Origin of the sequence: Vibrio brasiliensis LMG 20546, from assembly GCF_000189255.1 — a bacterium.
Classification (GTDB): domain Bacteria; phylum Pseudomonadota; class Gammaproteobacteria; order Enterobacterales; family Vibrionaceae; genus Vibrio; species Vibrio brasiliensis.
Genome location: NZ_AEVS01000001.1, coordinates 38,005 through 55,098, shown reverse-complemented (window position 1 = coordinate 55,098; position 17,094 = coordinate 38,005). Strand labels below are relative to the sequence as shown.

The 17,094-nt window shown below is 45.9% G+C and carries 15 protein-coding genes; 11 read left to right on the top strand and 4 right to left on the bottom strand.

The annotated features are described in order from the left end of the window. Nucleotides 1-66: 66 nt before the first annotated feature. The gene (gene arcB / locus RH46_RS00240) at nt 67-2,412 is read left to right on the top strand and encodes an aerobic respiration two-component sensor histidine kinase ArcB (protein WP_006877376.1); all 2,346 of its coding nucleotides are present in this window, start codon (nt 67-69) and stop codon (nt 2,410-2,412) included. Between the two features lie 17 nt (nt 2,413-2,429). Further along, nucleotides 2,430-2,876 carry a hypothetical protein gene (locus tag RH46_RS00235; RefSeq protein ID WP_006877375.1) on the top strand — a complete coding sequence of 149 codons (447 nt, stop codon included), beginning with the start codon at nt 2,430-2,432 and terminating at the stop codon, nt 2,874-2,876. Between the two features lie 69 nt (nt 2,877-2,945). On the opposite strand, the gene tolC is transcribed toward RH46_RS00235, so the two are convergent. Next, nucleotides 2,946-4,256, bottom strand: coding sequence for an outer membrane channel protein TolC (tolC, locus tag RH46_RS00230; RefSeq protein ID WP_006877374.1), 1,311 nt, complete (start codon nt 4,254-4,256; stop codon nt 2,946-2,948). A 233-nt stretch (nt 4,257-4,489) separates the two neighbouring features. Between tolC and nudF the strand changes: the two genes are divergently transcribed. From nudF to parC, 6 genes are all read left to right on the top strand, one after another. After that, nucleotides 4,490-5,119 carry an ADP-ribose diphosphatase gene (gene nudF, locus RH46_RS00225; RefSeq protein WP_006877373.1) on the top strand — a complete coding sequence of 210 codons (630 nt, stop codon included), beginning with the start codon at nt 4,490-4,492 and terminating at the stop codon, nt 5,117-5,119. Beyond that, the gene (locus RH46_RS00220) at nt 5,107-5,547 is read left to right on the top strand and encodes a DUF1249 family protein (RefSeq protein ID WP_006877372.1); all 441 of its coding nucleotides are present in this window, start codon (nt 5,107-5,109) and stop codon (nt 5,545-5,547) included. Before nudF ends, RH46_RS00220 begins: the two co-directional genes overlap by 13 nt. A gap of 9 nt (nt 5,548-5,556) precedes the next feature. Continuing rightward, complete coding sequence (gene cpdA / locus RH46_RS00215; protein ID WP_006877371.1) at nt 5,557-6,378, top strand: 3',5'-cyclic-AMP phosphodiesterase; 822 nt, start codon at nt 5,557-5,559, stop codon at nt 6,376-6,378. Nucleotides 6,379-6,387: 9 nt separating this feature from the next. After that, nucleotides 6,388-6,969: an esterase YqiA gene (gene yqiA, locus RH46_RS00210; RefSeq protein ID WP_006877370.1), complete on the top strand. Its 582-nt coding sequence runs from the start codon at nt 6,388-6,390 to the stop codon at nt 6,967-6,969. A 272-nt stretch (nt 6,970-7,241) separates the two neighbouring features. After that, nucleotides 7,242-9,122, top strand: coding sequence for a DNA topoisomerase IV subunit B (parE, locus tag RH46_RS00205; protein WP_006877369.1), 1,881 nt, complete (start codon nt 7,242-7,244; stop codon nt 9,120-9,122). A 3-nt stretch (nt 9,123-9,125) separates the two neighbouring features. Continuing rightward, entirely contained in the window at nt 9,126-11,408 is a 2,283-nt protein-coding gene (parC, locus tag RH46_RS00200) for a DNA topoisomerase IV subunit A (RefSeq protein WP_006877368.1), read from the top strand. Nucleotides 11,409-11,469: 61 nt separating this feature from the next. Here the strand turns inward: parC and degS are convergent, their stop codons facing one another. From degS to zapG, 3 genes are all read right to left on the bottom strand, one after another. After that, the gene (gene degS, locus RH46_RS00195; protein WP_006877367.1) at nt 11,470-12,534 is read right to left on the bottom strand and encodes an outer membrane-stress sensor serine endopeptidase DegS; all 1,065 of its coding nucleotides are present in this window, start codon (nt 12,532-12,534) and stop codon (nt 11,470-11,472) included. Nucleotides 12,535-12,664: 130 nt separating this feature from the next. After that, a complete protein-coding gene (locus RH46_RS00190; protein WP_006877366.1) occupies nt 12,665-14,032 on the bottom strand; it encodes a DegQ family serine endoprotease in 1,368 nt (455 codons plus the stop codon). A 127-nt stretch (nt 14,033-14,159) separates the two neighbouring features. Next, nucleotides 14,160-14,621 carry a Z-ring associated protein ZapG gene (gene zapG / locus RH46_RS00185; protein WP_006877365.1) on the bottom strand — a complete coding sequence of 154 codons (462 nt, stop codon included), beginning with the start codon at nt 14,619-14,621 and terminating at the stop codon, nt 14,160-14,162. A 152-nt stretch (nt 14,622-14,773) separates the two neighbouring features. Between zapG and zapE the strand changes: the two genes are divergently transcribed. The 3 genes from zapE to rpsI all read left to right on the top strand — a co-directional run bounded on the left by zapE (nt 14,774) and on the right by rpsI (nt 16,966). Next, nucleotides 14,774-15,880, top strand: coding sequence for a cell division protein ZapE (gene zapE, locus RH46_RS00180; RefSeq protein WP_006877364.1), 1,107 nt, complete (start codon nt 14,774-14,776; stop codon nt 15,878-15,880). A gap of 249 nt (nt 15,881-16,129) precedes the next feature. Further along, a complete protein-coding gene (gene rplM / locus RH46_RS00175) occupies nt 16,130-16,558 on the top strand; it encodes a 50S ribosomal protein L13 (RefSeq protein ID WP_006877363.1) in 429 nt (142 codons plus the stop codon). A 15-nt stretch (nt 16,559-16,573) separates the two neighbouring features. Then, entirely contained in the window at nt 16,574-16,966 is a 393-nt protein-coding gene (rpsI, locus tag RH46_RS00170; protein WP_005436094.1) for a 30S ribosomal protein S9, read from the top strand. Nucleotides 16,967-17,094 lie beyond the last annotated feature (128 nt).

Genomic DNA, 17,094 nt, shown 5'->3' with positions numbered 1-17,094 from the left:
GATTCTTTTAGCTGTCAGTAGCTAAAACAGGTAAGATTTAGCTACTGTTACCGCGCGGAGTTCTCAATGAAGCCGATTAAAAATCTTGCTCAGTATTATGTCGATCTGTTAGTTAAACTGGGCATCCTGCGTTTTTCTATTCTCCTTGCTCTGGCTTTAGTGGCACTCGCCGTTGTTGTCCAGGTAGGTATTACTCTTGTCTTAAGTGGGCACGTCGATGATATCGACATCGTACGCTCAGTTTTCTTTGGTTTATTAATCACTCCCTGGGCGGTTTACTTTCTGTCAGTCGTCGTCGATCAGCTCGAAGAGTCACGTCAACGCCTCTCCAAATTAGTCTCTAAACTCAAAGACATGCGTTCGCGAGATCAGGAACTTAATCATAAGCTACAACAGAATATTGCTAAGCTTAATCAAGAGATTGAGGAGCGGATTAAAGCGGAAGAAGCCCGTGAAGAAGCAATGAAAGATCTTGAAGATGAGGTCTACCAGCGTGAAAAAACTCAGGTAGAGTTGGCGGAAAGAACTGCCCTTCTGCGCTCCTTTATCGATGCCTCACCGGATTTGATCTACTACCGAAATGCTGACGGGGTATTCTCCGGCTGTAACCGCGCTATGGAAGAGCTAACTGGCAAAAAAGAGAGTCAGCTAGTCGGTCTTACTCCTTGGGATGTCTACAGCAAAGAAGTCGCGCAACAAATTGTCGATACCGACCAAAAAGTCTTCTCTGATAACCAGACACTCACTTATGAACAGTGGCTTGAGTATCCTGATGGCCATAAGAACTACTTTGAATTGCGTAAAGTACCTTTCTACAGTAAAGAGGGGCGTCACCTCGGTTTGGTCGGTTTTGGGCGTGATATCACTGAGCGCAAACGCCACGAAGAGTCGTTAGAAAAAGCCAGTCGTGACAAAACCACCTTTATATCGACTATCAGTCACGAGCTGCGTACACCTCTGAATGGTATCGTTGGTTTGAGTCGTATGCTGCTTGATACCCAGCTCACTGAAGAGCAACGTAATCATATGCAGACCATTAACGTCAGTGCCATCACCTTAGGCAATATCTTTAACGATATTATCGATATGGATAAATTCGACCGCCGTAAACTGGAGCTTTTCCCATCGACACTCAACTTTGAAGAGTTTGTCGCCGAAATGGAAAGTATCTCGGCGCTGATGGCTTCGCAAAAAGGTCTACGCTTTGATTTGGAACGCCTCAGCGAATTGCCAAGTGCAATAGAAGTGGATGCGACGCGTCTGCGTCAGGTGCTCTGGAACCTTATCAGTAACGCGATGAAGTTTACCAAAGAGGGTGGCGTGGTGATGACGGTTAGCTCAGAAGTGACTGACGAGCACGCTCATATCACGATGGAAATTGAAGATAGCGGCATTGGTATTCCAGAAGCTGAGCTAGAGAAGATCTTTGCTATGTACTATCAGGTTAAGTCCGGTAAAGACAACCTTCACGCCGTCGGTACAGGTATCGGTCTGGCGGTTTCTAAGCAGTTAATCAATATGATGGATGGCGACATTACGGTGTCGAGTGAAGAAGGATTTGGTAGCACATTTACTGTGACGATTTGTGTGCCACTGGCAAACGATCAAGAGTTGCAAGTGGCTGCACCAGCTCAGTCGCAAGAGCTCAATATCTTTATGGTTGAGGATATTGAACTAAACATTACCGTGGCCCGCTCGTTACTGGAAAGCATGGGCCATGAAGTCTCTGTTGCCATGACAGGAATGGAAGCGATGGAGATGTTTGATCCGGAAATCTATGACTTAGTCTTCCTTGATATCCAGTTGCCGGATATGACTGGTTTTGATGTTGCGGAATACTTTAGACGAACCTATTCCGACCTACCACCATTGGTTGCGCTGACAGCGAACGTGCTTAAGAACAAGCAAGAGTATCTCGACAAAGGCATGGACGACGCGATCAGTAAACCGTTATCGGTGACGGCAGTGCAAGATGTCCTGGCTAAATTTACTCAGGGGGACAGTGAGCCAGCAGTTCAACAAGCAGTTGAGCCAGAAGTGGTTGTAGAGGGGGGAGAGATTTACTCACGTATTCTCGATCTGGATATGCTTGAGTCCTATGTCGGTATCGTTGGACCTGAGCCAGTGTTAAGCAGTATTGAGATGTTTGAAGATATGATGCCTGAGTATTTGCAAGTGCTTGATTCAAATATGATCGCCAAGCATCAGGACGGCATTGTTTCAGAAGCTCATAAGATTAAAGGCGCCGCAGGCTCAATTGGTTTGAAACATATCCAAAGTGTCGCGCAGAAGGCGCAGTCGCCAGACTTCCCTACGTGGTGGGAAAATATCGATGATTGGGTTGAAGAAATTAAGAATGAGTATGAAAATGATATTCAAATCTTGAAAGAATGGTTGCAACACCACTCGTAACGACAAAGGTGAATCAAATGAAAAAGTTAGCAGTGCTATCACTCGGTGTGGCGTTAATGGTGGGTTGTACCACTCAACAAATAGGTTGGGAGCAGGGTAATCAGATCGAAATCGCGGATACCACAGTCGAACTGAAAAGTAATTTGTGGATAAACAAGATGCCGACGATTGGTTCGGTACAGGACAGCACGCTTCACGGCGCTCTGTATTTAGAGTCGGATAAAGCTTTACCTGCAGAGCTGGATGTTGAAAGCGTCACCATTCAACAAGGTGACCAAAGCTGGATTATTGAAGGGGACTTGCTAGAAATGCGTACCCATAATCAGAACCAGTGGGAAGTGGTGTTTGTATGGCAAATCCCAGTCAATATCGAGCAACCGGTTGATATTGCACTTCAGATCAAACGCGACGACAAAGTCGACTGGTTAGTCGAGAAAAACGTAAAAGTTGATACGGTTTACTAACGACAACGGCAGATAAACAAAAAGGCTTGCTCCAGTGGAGCAAGCCTTTTTTAATTCTTGAACAGTGAGTTATTTGCTCGCTGTTTTCAGACCAGCGTTAACATCCAGGATGTCTTGTTCGCTTAGTGTACCAACTGCCTGACGAAGCTGAAGAACACTTAGAATGTAATCATAACGAGCGTTAGATAGGTTTTTGTTCGCATCGTACAGACGACGAGTTGAATCTAGAACGTCAACGATGGTACGAGTACCAACATCAAAACCAGCTTCAGTTGCTTCAAGTGCTGACTGAGCAGAAACGACAGTCTGTTCATAAGCACGCAGAGCACCAATCGAAGCGCTGATGTTGTTGTTGAATGCGCGAACATCTTTAACAACGCTACGGTAAGACGCTTCTAGATCCTGGCTAGCTGCAACATAGTTGTATTCAGCCTGCTTAGTTTGCGAAGTGATGTTACCGCCAGTGTATAGAGGCACAACTAGGTTTACGCCGACATTAAAGTCATTGTAATCACCAACATAACTCGCGTTATCATTGCTCTCGTCGCCATAGTTGTAGCCACCATCTAAAGTTAGAGATGGTAAGTGGCCAGAGCTGGCTAGTGAGATATTGTCTTTCGCTACGTCCTGCGCGATACGTGCAGATAGTAGGCTTAAGTTTTTCTCTTGGGCTTCGTTTACTAGTGCATCAATTGCTGTAGACGTCTTACTTGCTGAGAAACGCTTAGTATCAAGAACATCAAGATTCGAGTGCTCTTGGCCGGTAATTTCACGCAGACCTTCGTAGCTGTTTACCAGACTGTTTTGTGCCAATACTTCATCAGCGAGTACTGCGTCGTACTGTGCTTGAGCATCGTGTACGTCAGTGATTGCTGATAGACCAACCTCAAAACGCTGCTTAGTTTGCTCTAACTGACGGCCAACCGCTGCTTTCTCTGCCTGAACAAACTCTAGGTTGTCTTGAGCACGTAGTACGTCAAAGTATGCCGTTGCAACACGCAGGATCAGAGCTTGCTGTGCGGCTGCGTATGAAGCGTCCGCTTGACGAGCCGATTTCTCAGACACATCAAGTGCTACCCAGCTAGAACGTTGGTAAAGCTCTTGAGAGAAGCTGATACCGGCTGTGAGCTTGTCGCTTTCTCTTGGATCAAGATCGCTACGGTTAATGTTGTAACCAGCAGTCAAATTAATCTGCGGAAGAAGAGTTGCACGACTAGAGGTTACAGCTTCAAATGCGGCATCACGTTGAGCAGCGGCACTAAGTAGCGTTGGGTCATTCTCTTTTGCTTGATTGTAGATGTCTGCCAGAGTATCAGCGAAAGCGTTAGTGCTTAGGCTGCCTAATGCTGCACTGATAACTAGTGGAAGCAGTTTCTTCATAGGTTTAATTCCTGCCAAAAAACGAAAAATATTAGTCATCAAGAGTTTAACTCAATTGATGGCAATTCACTCGAAAACTTTGCAAAGTTTTACACTTAACTGTCCAGTTGTGCAATAAATATAATTCATCAATTTAAATTAAACTGCAAAAATTGTATGAAAAGTTGAGCCACGTCCTTGGAAGTTACGCTTAGGTCTGAGTAAACTATAAGATTCACTCAGAGAGGTGCCAAATGCAACAGTCTGACCAGCAACATCAGCAGTTTACTCGCCAAGATGTGGAAATAATCTCAAAAGAAACACTGTTTCAGGGATTTTTTAAAATGATTAAGTATCGCTTCAAACACAAATTGTTTGAAGGGGGATGGAGTGAAACCATAGAGCGTGAGATGTTTGAGCGTGGTCATGCCGCGGCGATGCTGCCTTATGATCCGGTTCGTGATGAAGTGGTTTTAATTGAACAAATTCGCGTTGGTGCACTCGAACATGACAACCCTTGGCAGTTAGAAATCATCGCCGGCATGATTGACCGCGAAGAAGATGCAGAAAGTGTTGTTCGACGTGAGGCAGTTGAAGAAGCGGGTGTAGAAATTGGTCAGTTAGAAAAAGTGACCTCTTATTATCCATCCTCGGGTGGCTGCTCTGAAAAGCTCGATGTTTACGTCGGTCAGGTCGATGCAAGTACTGCGAATGGCATTCATGGTTTAGACTATGAAGGTGAGGATATTCGTGTTCACGTAGTATCTCGCCAACAGGCCTATCAGTGGGTCATCGATGGAAAGTTTGAAAATGGCGCTTCTATTATTGCATTGCAATGGTTGGAGCTTAACCAGCAACGTTTGAAGAGACAATGGCACAAGTAGCATTAAAGAAGCCGTATCATGTTGATTTATCTGACCTGATGCGCACGTACGAGACAAATTACGCAAAACTGAACGCTTTGCTGCCGAATCAGCCGAGTGTCGGTGACGTGCGCTGCTACCAGGCTGCTTATATGACTTACCAGATTCAAGTGGTCGAAGTCACAAAGTACACAACTTTGGTCGATATTTGTCAAAGTGATGACGTTCCAGTGTTTCCATTGCCAACAATGTCTGTCAGGCTCTACCACGATGCTCGCGTAGCAGAAGTTTGTAGCTGTGAACATCTCAAACGTGTGAATGCTCGATATGACTACCCGAATGACAAAATGCTTCAGCAAGATGAAAAAGTACAACTCAATCGCTTTCTTGGTGACTGGCTGTCATTTTGTTTGAAACAGGGAATCAGTCGCACTCCATTGAATATTTAGGTTTTAGTTTTGAAAGTAACGTCAAGTTCATCAGATAGCGGCACTATTAAGCTACTTCAAATTACTGACACTCATTTGTTTGAGCCAGCTGATGGTAGCCTGCTAAGCGTGAAGACCCTGGACAGCTTTAACGCTGTGGTCGATGCGATTTTGCAGGAGAAGCGTCTGTTCGACGCCATTCTATCGACCGGTGATATTTCTCAGGATCACTCGGCTCAGTCTTACCAACGATTCGAGCAAGGTATTGCGCCACTTGAGAAAACATGTTTCTGGTTGCCGGGCAATCATGACTTCAAACCGAGCATGACCTCGGTTTTGCCTTCTACTCAGATTCAACAAGCGGAACATGTGTTGCTTGGAGATAAGTGGCAAATGGTGCTACTTGATTCTCAAGTTGTTGGAGTGCCTCATGGTCGTTTGAGCGATCAGCAACTGGCTCTTCTTGATCAAAAGTTATCTGAACACCCGGAACGCTACACATTAGTACTGTTACATCACCACCCACTGCTTGTTGGTAGTCGTTGGTTAGATCAGCATACTCTTAAAGATGCACAAGACTTTTGGCAAGTGGTCGAAAAGCACAATAGCGTGAAAGCTGTACTCTGTGGTCACGTACATCAGGATATGGATGTAATGCACAAAGGGGCTCGTGTTATGGCAACCCCTTCAACTTGTGTTCAGTTTAAGCCGAATAGTGACGACTTTGCTTTAGATACACTCTCGCCTGGTTGGCGAGAACTTGAGCTGCACCTTGATGGTACCGTGAGCACCGAAGTGAAACGCTTACCCGCAGGCTGTTTCCAACCAGATTTTAACTCTGCTGGCTACTAAGGAACGGGCATGAAACCATCCTTGCTACTTTATATCCATGGCTTTAACAGCTCTCCGCTGTCACTTAAAGCGAATGTGATGCGTGAGTACTGCGAACAGCATCGACCTGATATTAAGGTAGTGATCCCTCGTCTGCCATGCTTTCCAGAGCAAGCTGCACAACACTTGTTAGATATCGTTAATCAATACAAAGATGACTACCAGATTGGCTTAGTGGGTAGCTCTTTAGGCGGCTATTTATCGATGTGGCTTAATGCCCAATTTAGCTTTAAAGCAGCGGTAGTCAATCCAGCGGTTAAGCCCTACGAGTTATTGACCGATTACCTTGGTGAGCAGGAAAACCCGTACACCAATGAACGCTATGTTCTGGAAACTCAACATATAGACCAGTTAAAGCAACTTGATACGCCAGTAATCAAGACACCGAGTGATTTCTGGTTGTTGCAACAAACGGAAGATGAAGTGCTCGATTATCGTCAGGCTGTTGCCCATTTTGCTGGCGCGAAACAGACCGTTGAACAGGGCGGTGATCACAGCTTCGTTGACTTTGAGCGTTACCCTGCTCAAATCATCGAATTCTTAGCCCTTTAATCCGACTCGATAGTTTTGATGAATCTAACGTCTTGAGCTCTCAACGACGTATTCATTGAGGGAAGAGTCATAATTTTACTTGTTACTTACTTATCTCTCTTGACATAATTGGGTCTGTTCCAGACTATGTCTCACCAGTACTTGTGTGGATTTGAAGCGCTTGGAGATTCGCCGTTAACCTTGTTCAAAGCGATAAGGTTGCTATTTAGAGCCGACGCATTTAAATCACCTGCCAAGTAAACCTTTTATTCTCTATAACGAAATTCCGTATTATGACTGAACAATATAATGCTGGGGCCATTGAGGTTCTTAATGGTTTGGAGCCAGTACGTCGCCGACCAGGGATGTATACGGATACAGCGCGCCCAAACCACTTGGGCCAAGAAGTCATCGATAACAGTGTCGATGAAGCGCTAGCCGGACACGCTTCAAAGGTTCAAGTAATTTTACATGCCGACCAGTCACTTGAAGTGATCGATGATGGTCGAGGCATGCCAGTAGATATTCACCCTGAAGAGAAAGTCTCAGGGGTAGAGCTGATTCTATGTAAGCTGCACGCTGGTGGTAAGTTTTCCAATAAAAACTACCAATTCTCAGGCGGTTTGCACGGTGTAGGTATCTCAGTAGTAAACGCGCTATCGAAGCGTGTTGAAGTAACAGTGCGCCGTGATGGTCAAGTGTACGAAATTGCATTTGAACATGGCGACAAGGTATCTGATCTGACAGTGACCGGCACATGTGGTCGTCGCAATAAAGGTACTAGCGTTCACTTCTGGCCTGATGCCAGTTATTTCGATTCGCCAAACTTCTCTGTAACGCGCCTGGTTAATAACCTGCGTGCGAAAGCGGTGCTTTGTCCAGGTTTGGAAATTACCTTTACTGATAAAGTAAATGGCAACGACTACCGCTGGTTGTATGAAGATGGTTTGAAAGACTATCTCGCCGAAGGTGTTAAAGGTTATGCCGTCCTTCCTGAAGAACCATTTACCGGTGAGTTCTCTGCCGAAACTGAAGCCGCTAACTGGGCGGTGATCTGGCAGCCTGAAGGCGGCGAGATGATCACTGAAAGTTACGTTAACCTGATCCCGACGGCACAGGGCGGTACTCATGTTAACGGTTTACGTCAGGGGCTACTTGATGCAATGCGTGAATTCTGTGAATTCCGTAACCTACTGCCACGCGGCGTTAAGCTAACAGGTGATGACGTATTTGACCGCTGTTCTTACGTGCTGTCGGTTAAAATGCAGGATCCGCAGTTTGCCGGTCAGACCAAAGAGCGTCTCTCTTCACGTCAAACCGCAGCATTCGTTTCAGGTGTGGTGAAGGACTCATTCAGCTTATGGCTAAATGAAAAACCACAACTTGCTGAACAGCTGGCTGAAGTCTGTATTGCTAACGCTCACCGTCGTATGCGTGCGAGCAAAAAAGTCGTGCGTAAGAAGGTCGCTTCAGGCCCGGCACTACCAGGTAAACTTACCGACTGTTCGGTACAGGACTTAAATCGCACTGAAATCTTCTTTGTAGAGGGTGACTCGGCGGGTGGTTCTGCCAAGCAGGCTCGTGACCGTGAGTTTCAGGCGGTAATGCCGCTACGTGGTAAGATCCTTAATACTTGGGAAGTGTCACCTGATCAGGTTCTCGCTTCTCAGGAAGTTCACGATATTTCAGTTGCTTTGGGTATTGATCCTGATACAGATAACCTTGACGGTCTTCGTTACGGTAAGATCTGTATCCTTGCCGATGCGGACTCGGATGGTCTTCACATCGCAACACTGCTATGCGCACTGTTCACTCGTCATTTCCGTGCTCTGGTAGAAGCGGGCCACATCTATGTCGCTATGCCTCCACTGTATCGTATCGACTGTGGTAAAGAGGTTTTCTATGCCCTTGATGATGATGAAAAAGAGGGCATCTTAGAGCGTCTATCGAAGAAGAAAGCCAAGATCAACGTACAGCGATTCAAAGGTCTGGGTGAGATGAACCCACTTCAGCTTCGTGAAACGACTATGGATCCAAATACTCGTCGCTTGGTTCAGTTAACGATTGATGATAGTGACGCAACGATGGAAATGATGGATATGCTGCTTGGTAAGAAGCGCGCAGATGACCGTCGTACCTGGTTGCAGAGCAACGGCGATATGGCAGAGGTTTAACGAATGTCGACAGAAATTACTTATGATGGCGTTGAACAGTTGCCAATGCGCAAGTTCACTGAAGACGCTTATCTGAATTACTCAATGTACGTAATCATGGACCGTGCATTGCCATACATTGGCGATGGTCTTAAACCGGTTCAACGACGTATCATTTACGCGATGTCAGAGCTTGGTCTCTCGGCAGCCGCTAAGTACAAAAAGTCAGCACGTACCGTTGGTGACGTACTGGGTAAATACCATCCACATGGTGACTCAGCATGTTATGAAGCTATGGTACTTATGGCTCAGCCTTTCTCTTACCGTTACCCGTTGGTTGATGGTCAGGGCAACTGGGGTGCACCGGATGATCCTAAATCGTTCGCTGCGATGCGTTATACCGAAGCAAAACTTTCTAAGTTTGCTGAAGTCCTGCTTGGTGAACTAGGTCAGGGGACGGTTGAGTGGCAGCCTAACTTTGACGGCACGATGAAAGAGCCGCAAATGCTTCCTGCACGCTTACCTCACATTCTGCTTAACGGGGTAACAGGTATCGCGGTTGGTATGGCGACAGATATCCCACCTCACAATGTACGTGAAGTGGCGGATGCAACGATCCACCTGATCGATAATCCTAAATCTGAACTTCCAGATATCATGAACTTTGTTCAGGGGCCGGACTATCCGACTGAAGCAGAGATCATTTCACCTAAGGCTGATCTGGAAAAGATCTACCGTACAGGTCGTGGCAGCATCAAAATGCGCGCAGTTTGGCACAAAGAGGGCAATGAGATTGTTATTACCTCTCTGCCTCACCAAGTATCAGGCGCTAAGCTGCTTGAGCAAATTGCAAACCAGATGCGTGCTAAGAAGCTACCAATGGTTGATGACCTGCGTGATGAGTCTGACCATGAGAACCCAACGCGTATCGTCGTCGTTCCACGTTCAAACCGTGTTGACTGTGACCAGTTGATGAACCACCTGTTTGCTTCAACAGATCTTGAAAAGAACTACCGTGTAAACCTCAACATGATTGGTCTTGATAACCGTCCACAGGTTAAAGGCTTAGTTCAGATTCTGTCTGAGTGGATTGAATTCCGCCGTGCAACGGTTCGTCGTCGTTTGCAGCACCGTTTAGATAAAGTGCTTGCTCGCCTACACATCCTGGAAGGTTTGTTAGTTGCTTACCTAAACCTGGATGAAGTAATTGAAATCATCCGTACTGAAGATGACCCTAAAGCTGTGCTGATGGCGCGCTTTGGCATTACTGATATTCAGGCGGACGCTATCCTGGATACCAAACTTCGTCACCTGGCTAAGCTAGAAGAGATGAAGATCCGTGGTGAACAGGACGAGCTAGAAAAAGAGCGTGAAAAGCTAGAGCTGTTGCTTGGTTCTGAGCGTCGCCTCAATACTCTGCTCAAGAAAGAGATCAAAGCTGACGCTGAGAAATACGGTGATGACCGTCGTTCACCTATGGTTGAGCGTGCTGAAGCGAAAGCACTGACAGAGCGTGACCTGGTTCCAAGTGAACCAATCACAGTCGTTCTGTCTGAAAAAGGCTGGATTCGTCATGCGAAAGGGCATGATGTTGATGCTGGCAGCCTCAATTATAAGTCTGGTGATAATTACCTTGCTCATTCGCGTGGTAAGAGTAATCAGCAAGCGGTGTTCCTCGGTAATGATGGACGTAGTTACTCGCTAGAGTCTCATTCGCTACCTTCTGCGCGTAGCCAGGGTGAGCCTATTACTGGGCGCTTGAACATTGCTGCGGGTACTAACATTCGTCATGTAGTGATGGGTGAAGAAGAGCAATTGTGGCTAGTCGGTTCAGATGCTGGCTACGGGTTTGTCTGTAAAGGTAGCGACTTATTGTCGAAAAACCGTAGCGGTAAAGCCTTGGTGACCTTGCCACAAAACTCAGAAGTGTTACTGCCAAAAGCGGTTGGTAACCTAGAGAATGATGAGATCCTGGCGATCACCAATCAGGGCCGTATGTTGTTGTTCCCGATTAAAGACCTGCCACAACTTGGCAAAGGTAAGGGTAACAAGATTATCAATATTCCGGCAGCTAAGGCGAAAGAGCGTGAGGAGTTTGTTTCTCACCTTATTGCTCTACCACAGCAGAGCTCGGTTACGCTCTACGCTGGTAAGCGCAAACTGGGTCTTAAGCCTTCCGATCTTGAGAATTTCCGTGGTGAACGTGGTCGACGTGGTGGCTTATTGCCACGTGGGCTGCAACGAGTTACCCGAATTGAAATTGAAAACGGTGCTGCTGAAGAAGCTGAACCAGAAGTTCAAGAGTAAAAAACAACAAGCCCATGCAATGCATGGGCTTTTCTTTATCTGAACGGTAGTGAGCGAAAGGCTATTCGCGCGTATCTTCTTTAATGGTCACTTTAAGAGTCTTCTCTTTACCCTTGTGCAGAATCAATACATCAACCACAGTACCTGGTCGAAGTTCGGTAACGATATCCATCACGCTCTGACGGCCGTTTATCTTCTGACCATCAATTTTAAGAATAATGTCTTGCTCTTCAAATCCAGCTTCAGCAGCCGGTCCGTTAGGGTCAACACCCAGCACCACAATACCGCCAAGGTGCTCGCTGCCTAACAGGCGGGAAGTCACTGAGTTAATATCCTGGCCGTCGATACCGATATAGCCGCGAATAACACGCCCATCAGCGATGATTTTCTGCATGATTTTATTAGCCAGAGAAAAAGGAATGGCAAACGAGATACCGTAGGTTTCAAGCTCAGTTGCTTGTTGGAAAGAGGCCGTGTTGATACCAACGAGTTCACCTCGGGTATTGACCAGAGCACCGCCTGAGTTACCTTCATTGATCGCTGCGTCGGTCTGAATAAACGCCTGATGCCCATCAGCACTAATTGAAGAGCGCCCCGTAGCAGAAATAATACCGAATGTGGTGGTTTGACCCAGGTTGTAAGGGTTACCGATCGCCAGAACTACATCGCCTACTTTTGGTGAGTAGTTTGGATTGAGTGGAATAACAGGTAGGTTGTCACCTTCGACACGTAGGATCGCAATGTCAGTACGTCTATCTTTACCGACTAACTGAGCAGCGGCAATACGTCCATCCTGCAGGGCGACGATGATTTGATCCGCTTGGGCAACAACATGGTAATTGGTAATGATATAACCTTTTTCACTAACGATTACTCCAGAACCCAGCCCTTGAGTCAGCAGCTTAGAACGGTCTTCTTCAGTGTATTTACGGCTATAGATATTGACCACAGCAGGTGCGGCTTTACGCACTGCCTGGTTGAATGAAATCTGAACTTGAGTGCTATCAATATTACTGGCTTGTTCCGCCGGAGGAACAAGGTTGGAACGCAAGGACGGAACCGCGATTAATAGTAGAGCAGCCGTCGCCAGACCTAAGCCCACAGAACGCAATACGAATTGCAGCATGCTTTCCTCATCAATAGTCATTAACTGTTTTAGTCGGTGAAGAATAGCATTAGATGAGAAAATAATAAAAGGACAGCAGGGAGTCCTACTGTCCTTTCAAAGCGATATCGCGTTTTGAGTGAAATGCTATTTAGCGGATGACTAGATAAATACTGCGGTCGCCACGCTGAATATTGAGCGCCAACACTCCAGACTGTTTCTCAACAACTTTTCTGAATTCACCTAAGTTTTTCACTCGTTGGCGGTTAACACCAATAATGATGTCGTCTTTTTGCAGTTGGTAAGCTTCTGCATTTGAGCCTTTTTCTACTGCCGATACCTTAACCCCCTGAACCTTATCGCTGGCGGTCGTATTGGTCAGCTCTGCACCGGTTAAACCTTCGTGAAGTTTATCGGCCGTGGTTTTCACGTTGGTCTGGGCCCCAAGGGTGACATCAAACGACTTCTTCTTACCGTCGCGGATGATGCCTAAGGTAACCTCTTTGCCTGCACCCAGTGTCGCTACTTTAGCTCGCAGTTCACTAAAGGAGTTGATCGCTTTGTTGTTCACAGACACGATGACATCACCGGCTTCTAGTCCAGCTTTGTCCGCTGCACTATCAGGCACTACCTGACTGACAAAAGCACCTTTACTTGATTCATAACCGAGGGCTTCTGCAAGCTCAGAGGTGATCTCTCCCCCCTGAACTCCCAACATACCACGCTTCACTTCACCAAATTCCATAATTTGTGCAGTGAGGTTAGTCATCATATTGGATGGGATTGCAAAACCGATACCCACGTTACCACCATTCGGTCCAAGGATAGCGGTATTAATACCGATCAGTTCACCGTTAAGGTTGACTAACGCACCACCTGAGTTACCGCTATTGATTGCGGCATCTGTCTGAATAAAGTTCTCGAAGTTTTCAATATTAAGGCCGCTACGACCAAGTGCTGAAACAATGCCGGAGGTAACGGTTTGACCGAGACCAAACGGGTTACCGATTGCGACGGTGAAGTCACCGACACGTAGCTTATCCGAGTCGGCGATTTTAATTTCGGTGAGGTTCTTCGCTTTCTCAAGTTTCAGTAGTGCCACATCTGACATTTGATCGCCGCCGACCAGTTCGGCGTTGTATTCACGTCCGTCATGAAGCTTAACACGAATTTTTTCTGCGCCATTGATTACGTGGTAGTTAGTAACGATATGCCCTTGCTTGGCATCAATGATTACACCAGAACCCAGGCCACGAAATGGACGTTCCTGAAGTTGTTCTGTCGGGAAGTCTGGACCAAAGAAAAAGCGGAATTGTTCTGGGATTTGTTGTTTAGACACTTGAGTGCCTTCAACTGAGATACTAACGACAGCGGGAGTCACTTTCTCAAGCATCGGAGCGAGGCTTGGCAATTGTTCGCCATCAACCGAAAAGGGAAGAGCGGCGGTAGCCTGCATTGGGGTGATGATTGAACTCAGGCTTAAAGAAAGAACGGTTAACGCAAGCAAAGGTTTTTTCATCTGATACTCCTGTATAGTTAAGCCCCATAAATTCATACGTTATATACGTAACAATAGAATTTAAGGGGCACATATCAGGAAATAAGACTCAAAAACTTTTACAAAGTTCAGTGAGGATTTTTCTGAATTATGAAGCTTTAGCAGAAACTACATCTTGCGAATCAAGGATTTCTTTCTTTTGCTCCTTCAGCAAACCCGTTGAACCTGCAGCGTAGTCTTTTGGTGCTTCGCTAATAGGTTGAACAGATGCTTGCTCTTGAAGAGCCTCTGAGTCAGTTTCTGTTTGTTGAGTAATCTTTTTCACAAATGGGTTGTCTTGCTCTGGAAGATTAGGCAACAGCTCTGAAGAAGTCTTAGCCATATGTTGGTATAGCTTAGTGTACTCTTTACCTAGTGAATCCAACATTTCAGCCGTTTGAGCAAAATGGTCAGCAAGGTCTTGTTTTTGCTGTTCTAATTCAAACTTAGCGCTTTCTAAATCTTTCTGAACGGTTTTCTGTTTCTTATATCCAGGTGTAGTCAAACGAGAAATCACAACACCTAACAGCGTTCCGATAAGCAAACCTACAAGGGCGTATATCCAAGGCATAATTGCTCCTTATCATTGTTATTTAACATGTTTTTTACCGGTTGGTTACACATGTTCGAATGACATGGTACTATGAGTGCTTAAGCCAATAAAGAAAAATGCATGTGCTCTACATAGCAGTTTAACAGTCTTCTTCATTAGGTAGCGAAGCGATGACGCCACTAGAAATCTATAACAAAGACATAAAAGAACACGGTTTTCAAAAAGATGCTGCTCAGCTACAGGCGGTTTCCGCTCTGGATAAGCTCTATCACGAATTCATTGAATATCTCGATACACCAGTCGAAAAACCCTCCGGTTGGAAAAGCTGGTTTAGCAAGAAACAACCTGAATTGCCTCAAGCGCCGAAAGGGCTCTATTTCTGGGGCGGAGTGGGTCGAGGCAAAACCTACTTAGTTGATACATTTTTTGAGTCCCTGCCCGGGGATAAGAAAATGCGTGTCCATTTTCACCGTTTTATGTACCGCGTTCATGACGAGCTAAATGCGTTAGGGGATGTGAATGATCCATTAGAGCTGGTGGCGGATAAGTTTAAAGCCGAGACCGAAATTATCTGTTTTGATGAGTTCTTTGTATCGGACATTACCGATGCGATGATTCTCGGCACTCTGTTCCAGGCGCTATTCAAGCGTGGTGTGATTCTGGTCGCGACCTCGAATATTCCGCCTCAAGACCTCTATCGTAACGGTCTGCAGCGCGCACGTTTCTTACCTGCAATAGAGTTGATTCAGGCTAACTGTCATGTTCTTAATGTCGATAGCGGTATCGATTATCGTCTCCGAACTCTCGAGCAAGCCGAGATTTACCACTCACCATTGGATGAGCAAGCTAACAAAAACCTTTGCCACTACTATGAGCAGTTGGTAGGTGAGGGCAAGAAGGGCTCAACCTGTATTGAGATTAATCACCGTCAGATTGAGGTTATTCAGGCATCTGAAGATGTTCTTCACGCTAGCTTTGCTCAGCTGTGTCAGTCCGCGCGTAGCCAGAATGACTACATTGAGTTGTCTCGCATCTATCACACCGTCTTACTGGCCGATGTTCAGCAGATGAACTCTACCATTGATGATGCAGCACGCCGATTTATCGCTTTGGTGGATGAATTTTATGAGCGTCACGTTAAGTTGATCATCTCTGCAGAAGTGGAATTGGAAGCGCTTTATGCAGGCGGTCTGCTTGAATTCGAATTCAAACGTTGTCAGTCAAGACTGATCGAAATGCAAAGTCATGATTATCTGGCTAAAGAGCATTTAGCATAGCGGGCTTGTGGGATCTGGGCTGGCTTGAAAAAAATATCAAATTTTTATCCGAAAAAAGGTGATTTTTTCAACTGACTTCTCTATAATCCTGCGACCCACCGTTACTGCAGACCTTGATTATCGAAGGTATTTCGACATAACGGGTCGAGAGTGCCAACCACTCGAAGGGGTGTTGACTGGACTCTTAGTCAGTGGGAGCAAGCTTGCTCCTTAAGTGTAAATTTAAATATTGAACGGGTTATTATTAGCATGAAAACTTTCGTTGCTAAACCAGAAACTGTAAAACGCGACTGGTACGTTGTAGACGCTGAAGGTAAAACTCTTGGCCGTCTAGCAAGTGAAATTGCATCTCGCCTACGTGGCAAACACAAAGCTGAATACACTCCACACGTTGACACTGGTGATTACATCATCGTTGTAAACGCGGAGAAAGTTACTGTAACTGGTAACAAGGCTAAAGGTAAGATTTACTACCGTCACACTGAATTCCCTGGCGGCCTAAAATCAATCAGCTTCGAGAAGCTAATTGATCGTAAGCCAGAGATGGCTCTTGAGCTAGCGGTTAAAGGTATGCTACCACGTGGTCCTCTTGGCCGTGCTATGTACCGTAAGCTTAAAGTTTACGCTGGCGCTGAGCACAACCATGTTGCTCAACAACCACAAGTACTAGACATCTAATCGGGGATTTCGAAAATGGCAGAGAATCAATACTACGGCACTGGCCGTCGCAAAAGCTCAGCTGCGCGTGTTTTCATTAAACCAGGCAGCGGCAACATCGTAATCAACAAGCGTAGCCTTGATGAGTACTTCGGTCGTCCAACTTCTCGCATGGTTGTTAAACAGCCTCTAGAGCTAGTTGAACTAACTGAGAAACTAGACCTATACGTTACTGTTAAAGGTGGCGGTATTTCAGGTCAAGCAGGTGCTATCCGTCACGGTATCACTCGCGCTCTAATGGAATACGATGAGTCTCTACGTCCTACTCTACGTGCAGCTGGTTACGTTACTCGTGACGCTCGTTGCGTTGAACGTAAGAAAGTTGGTCTACGTAAAGCACGTCGTCGTCCACAGTTCTCTAAGCGTTAATCTTTTTTCGAAAAGATTCGCTTCCAATGCTTGCATTGGATTGTGGCACCAAAAGCCTGGCTTCCCGCCAGGCTTTTTTGTTTTTCCTCTCTAAAAAAATCCTTTATCACCCGCACTTACTGATTGTT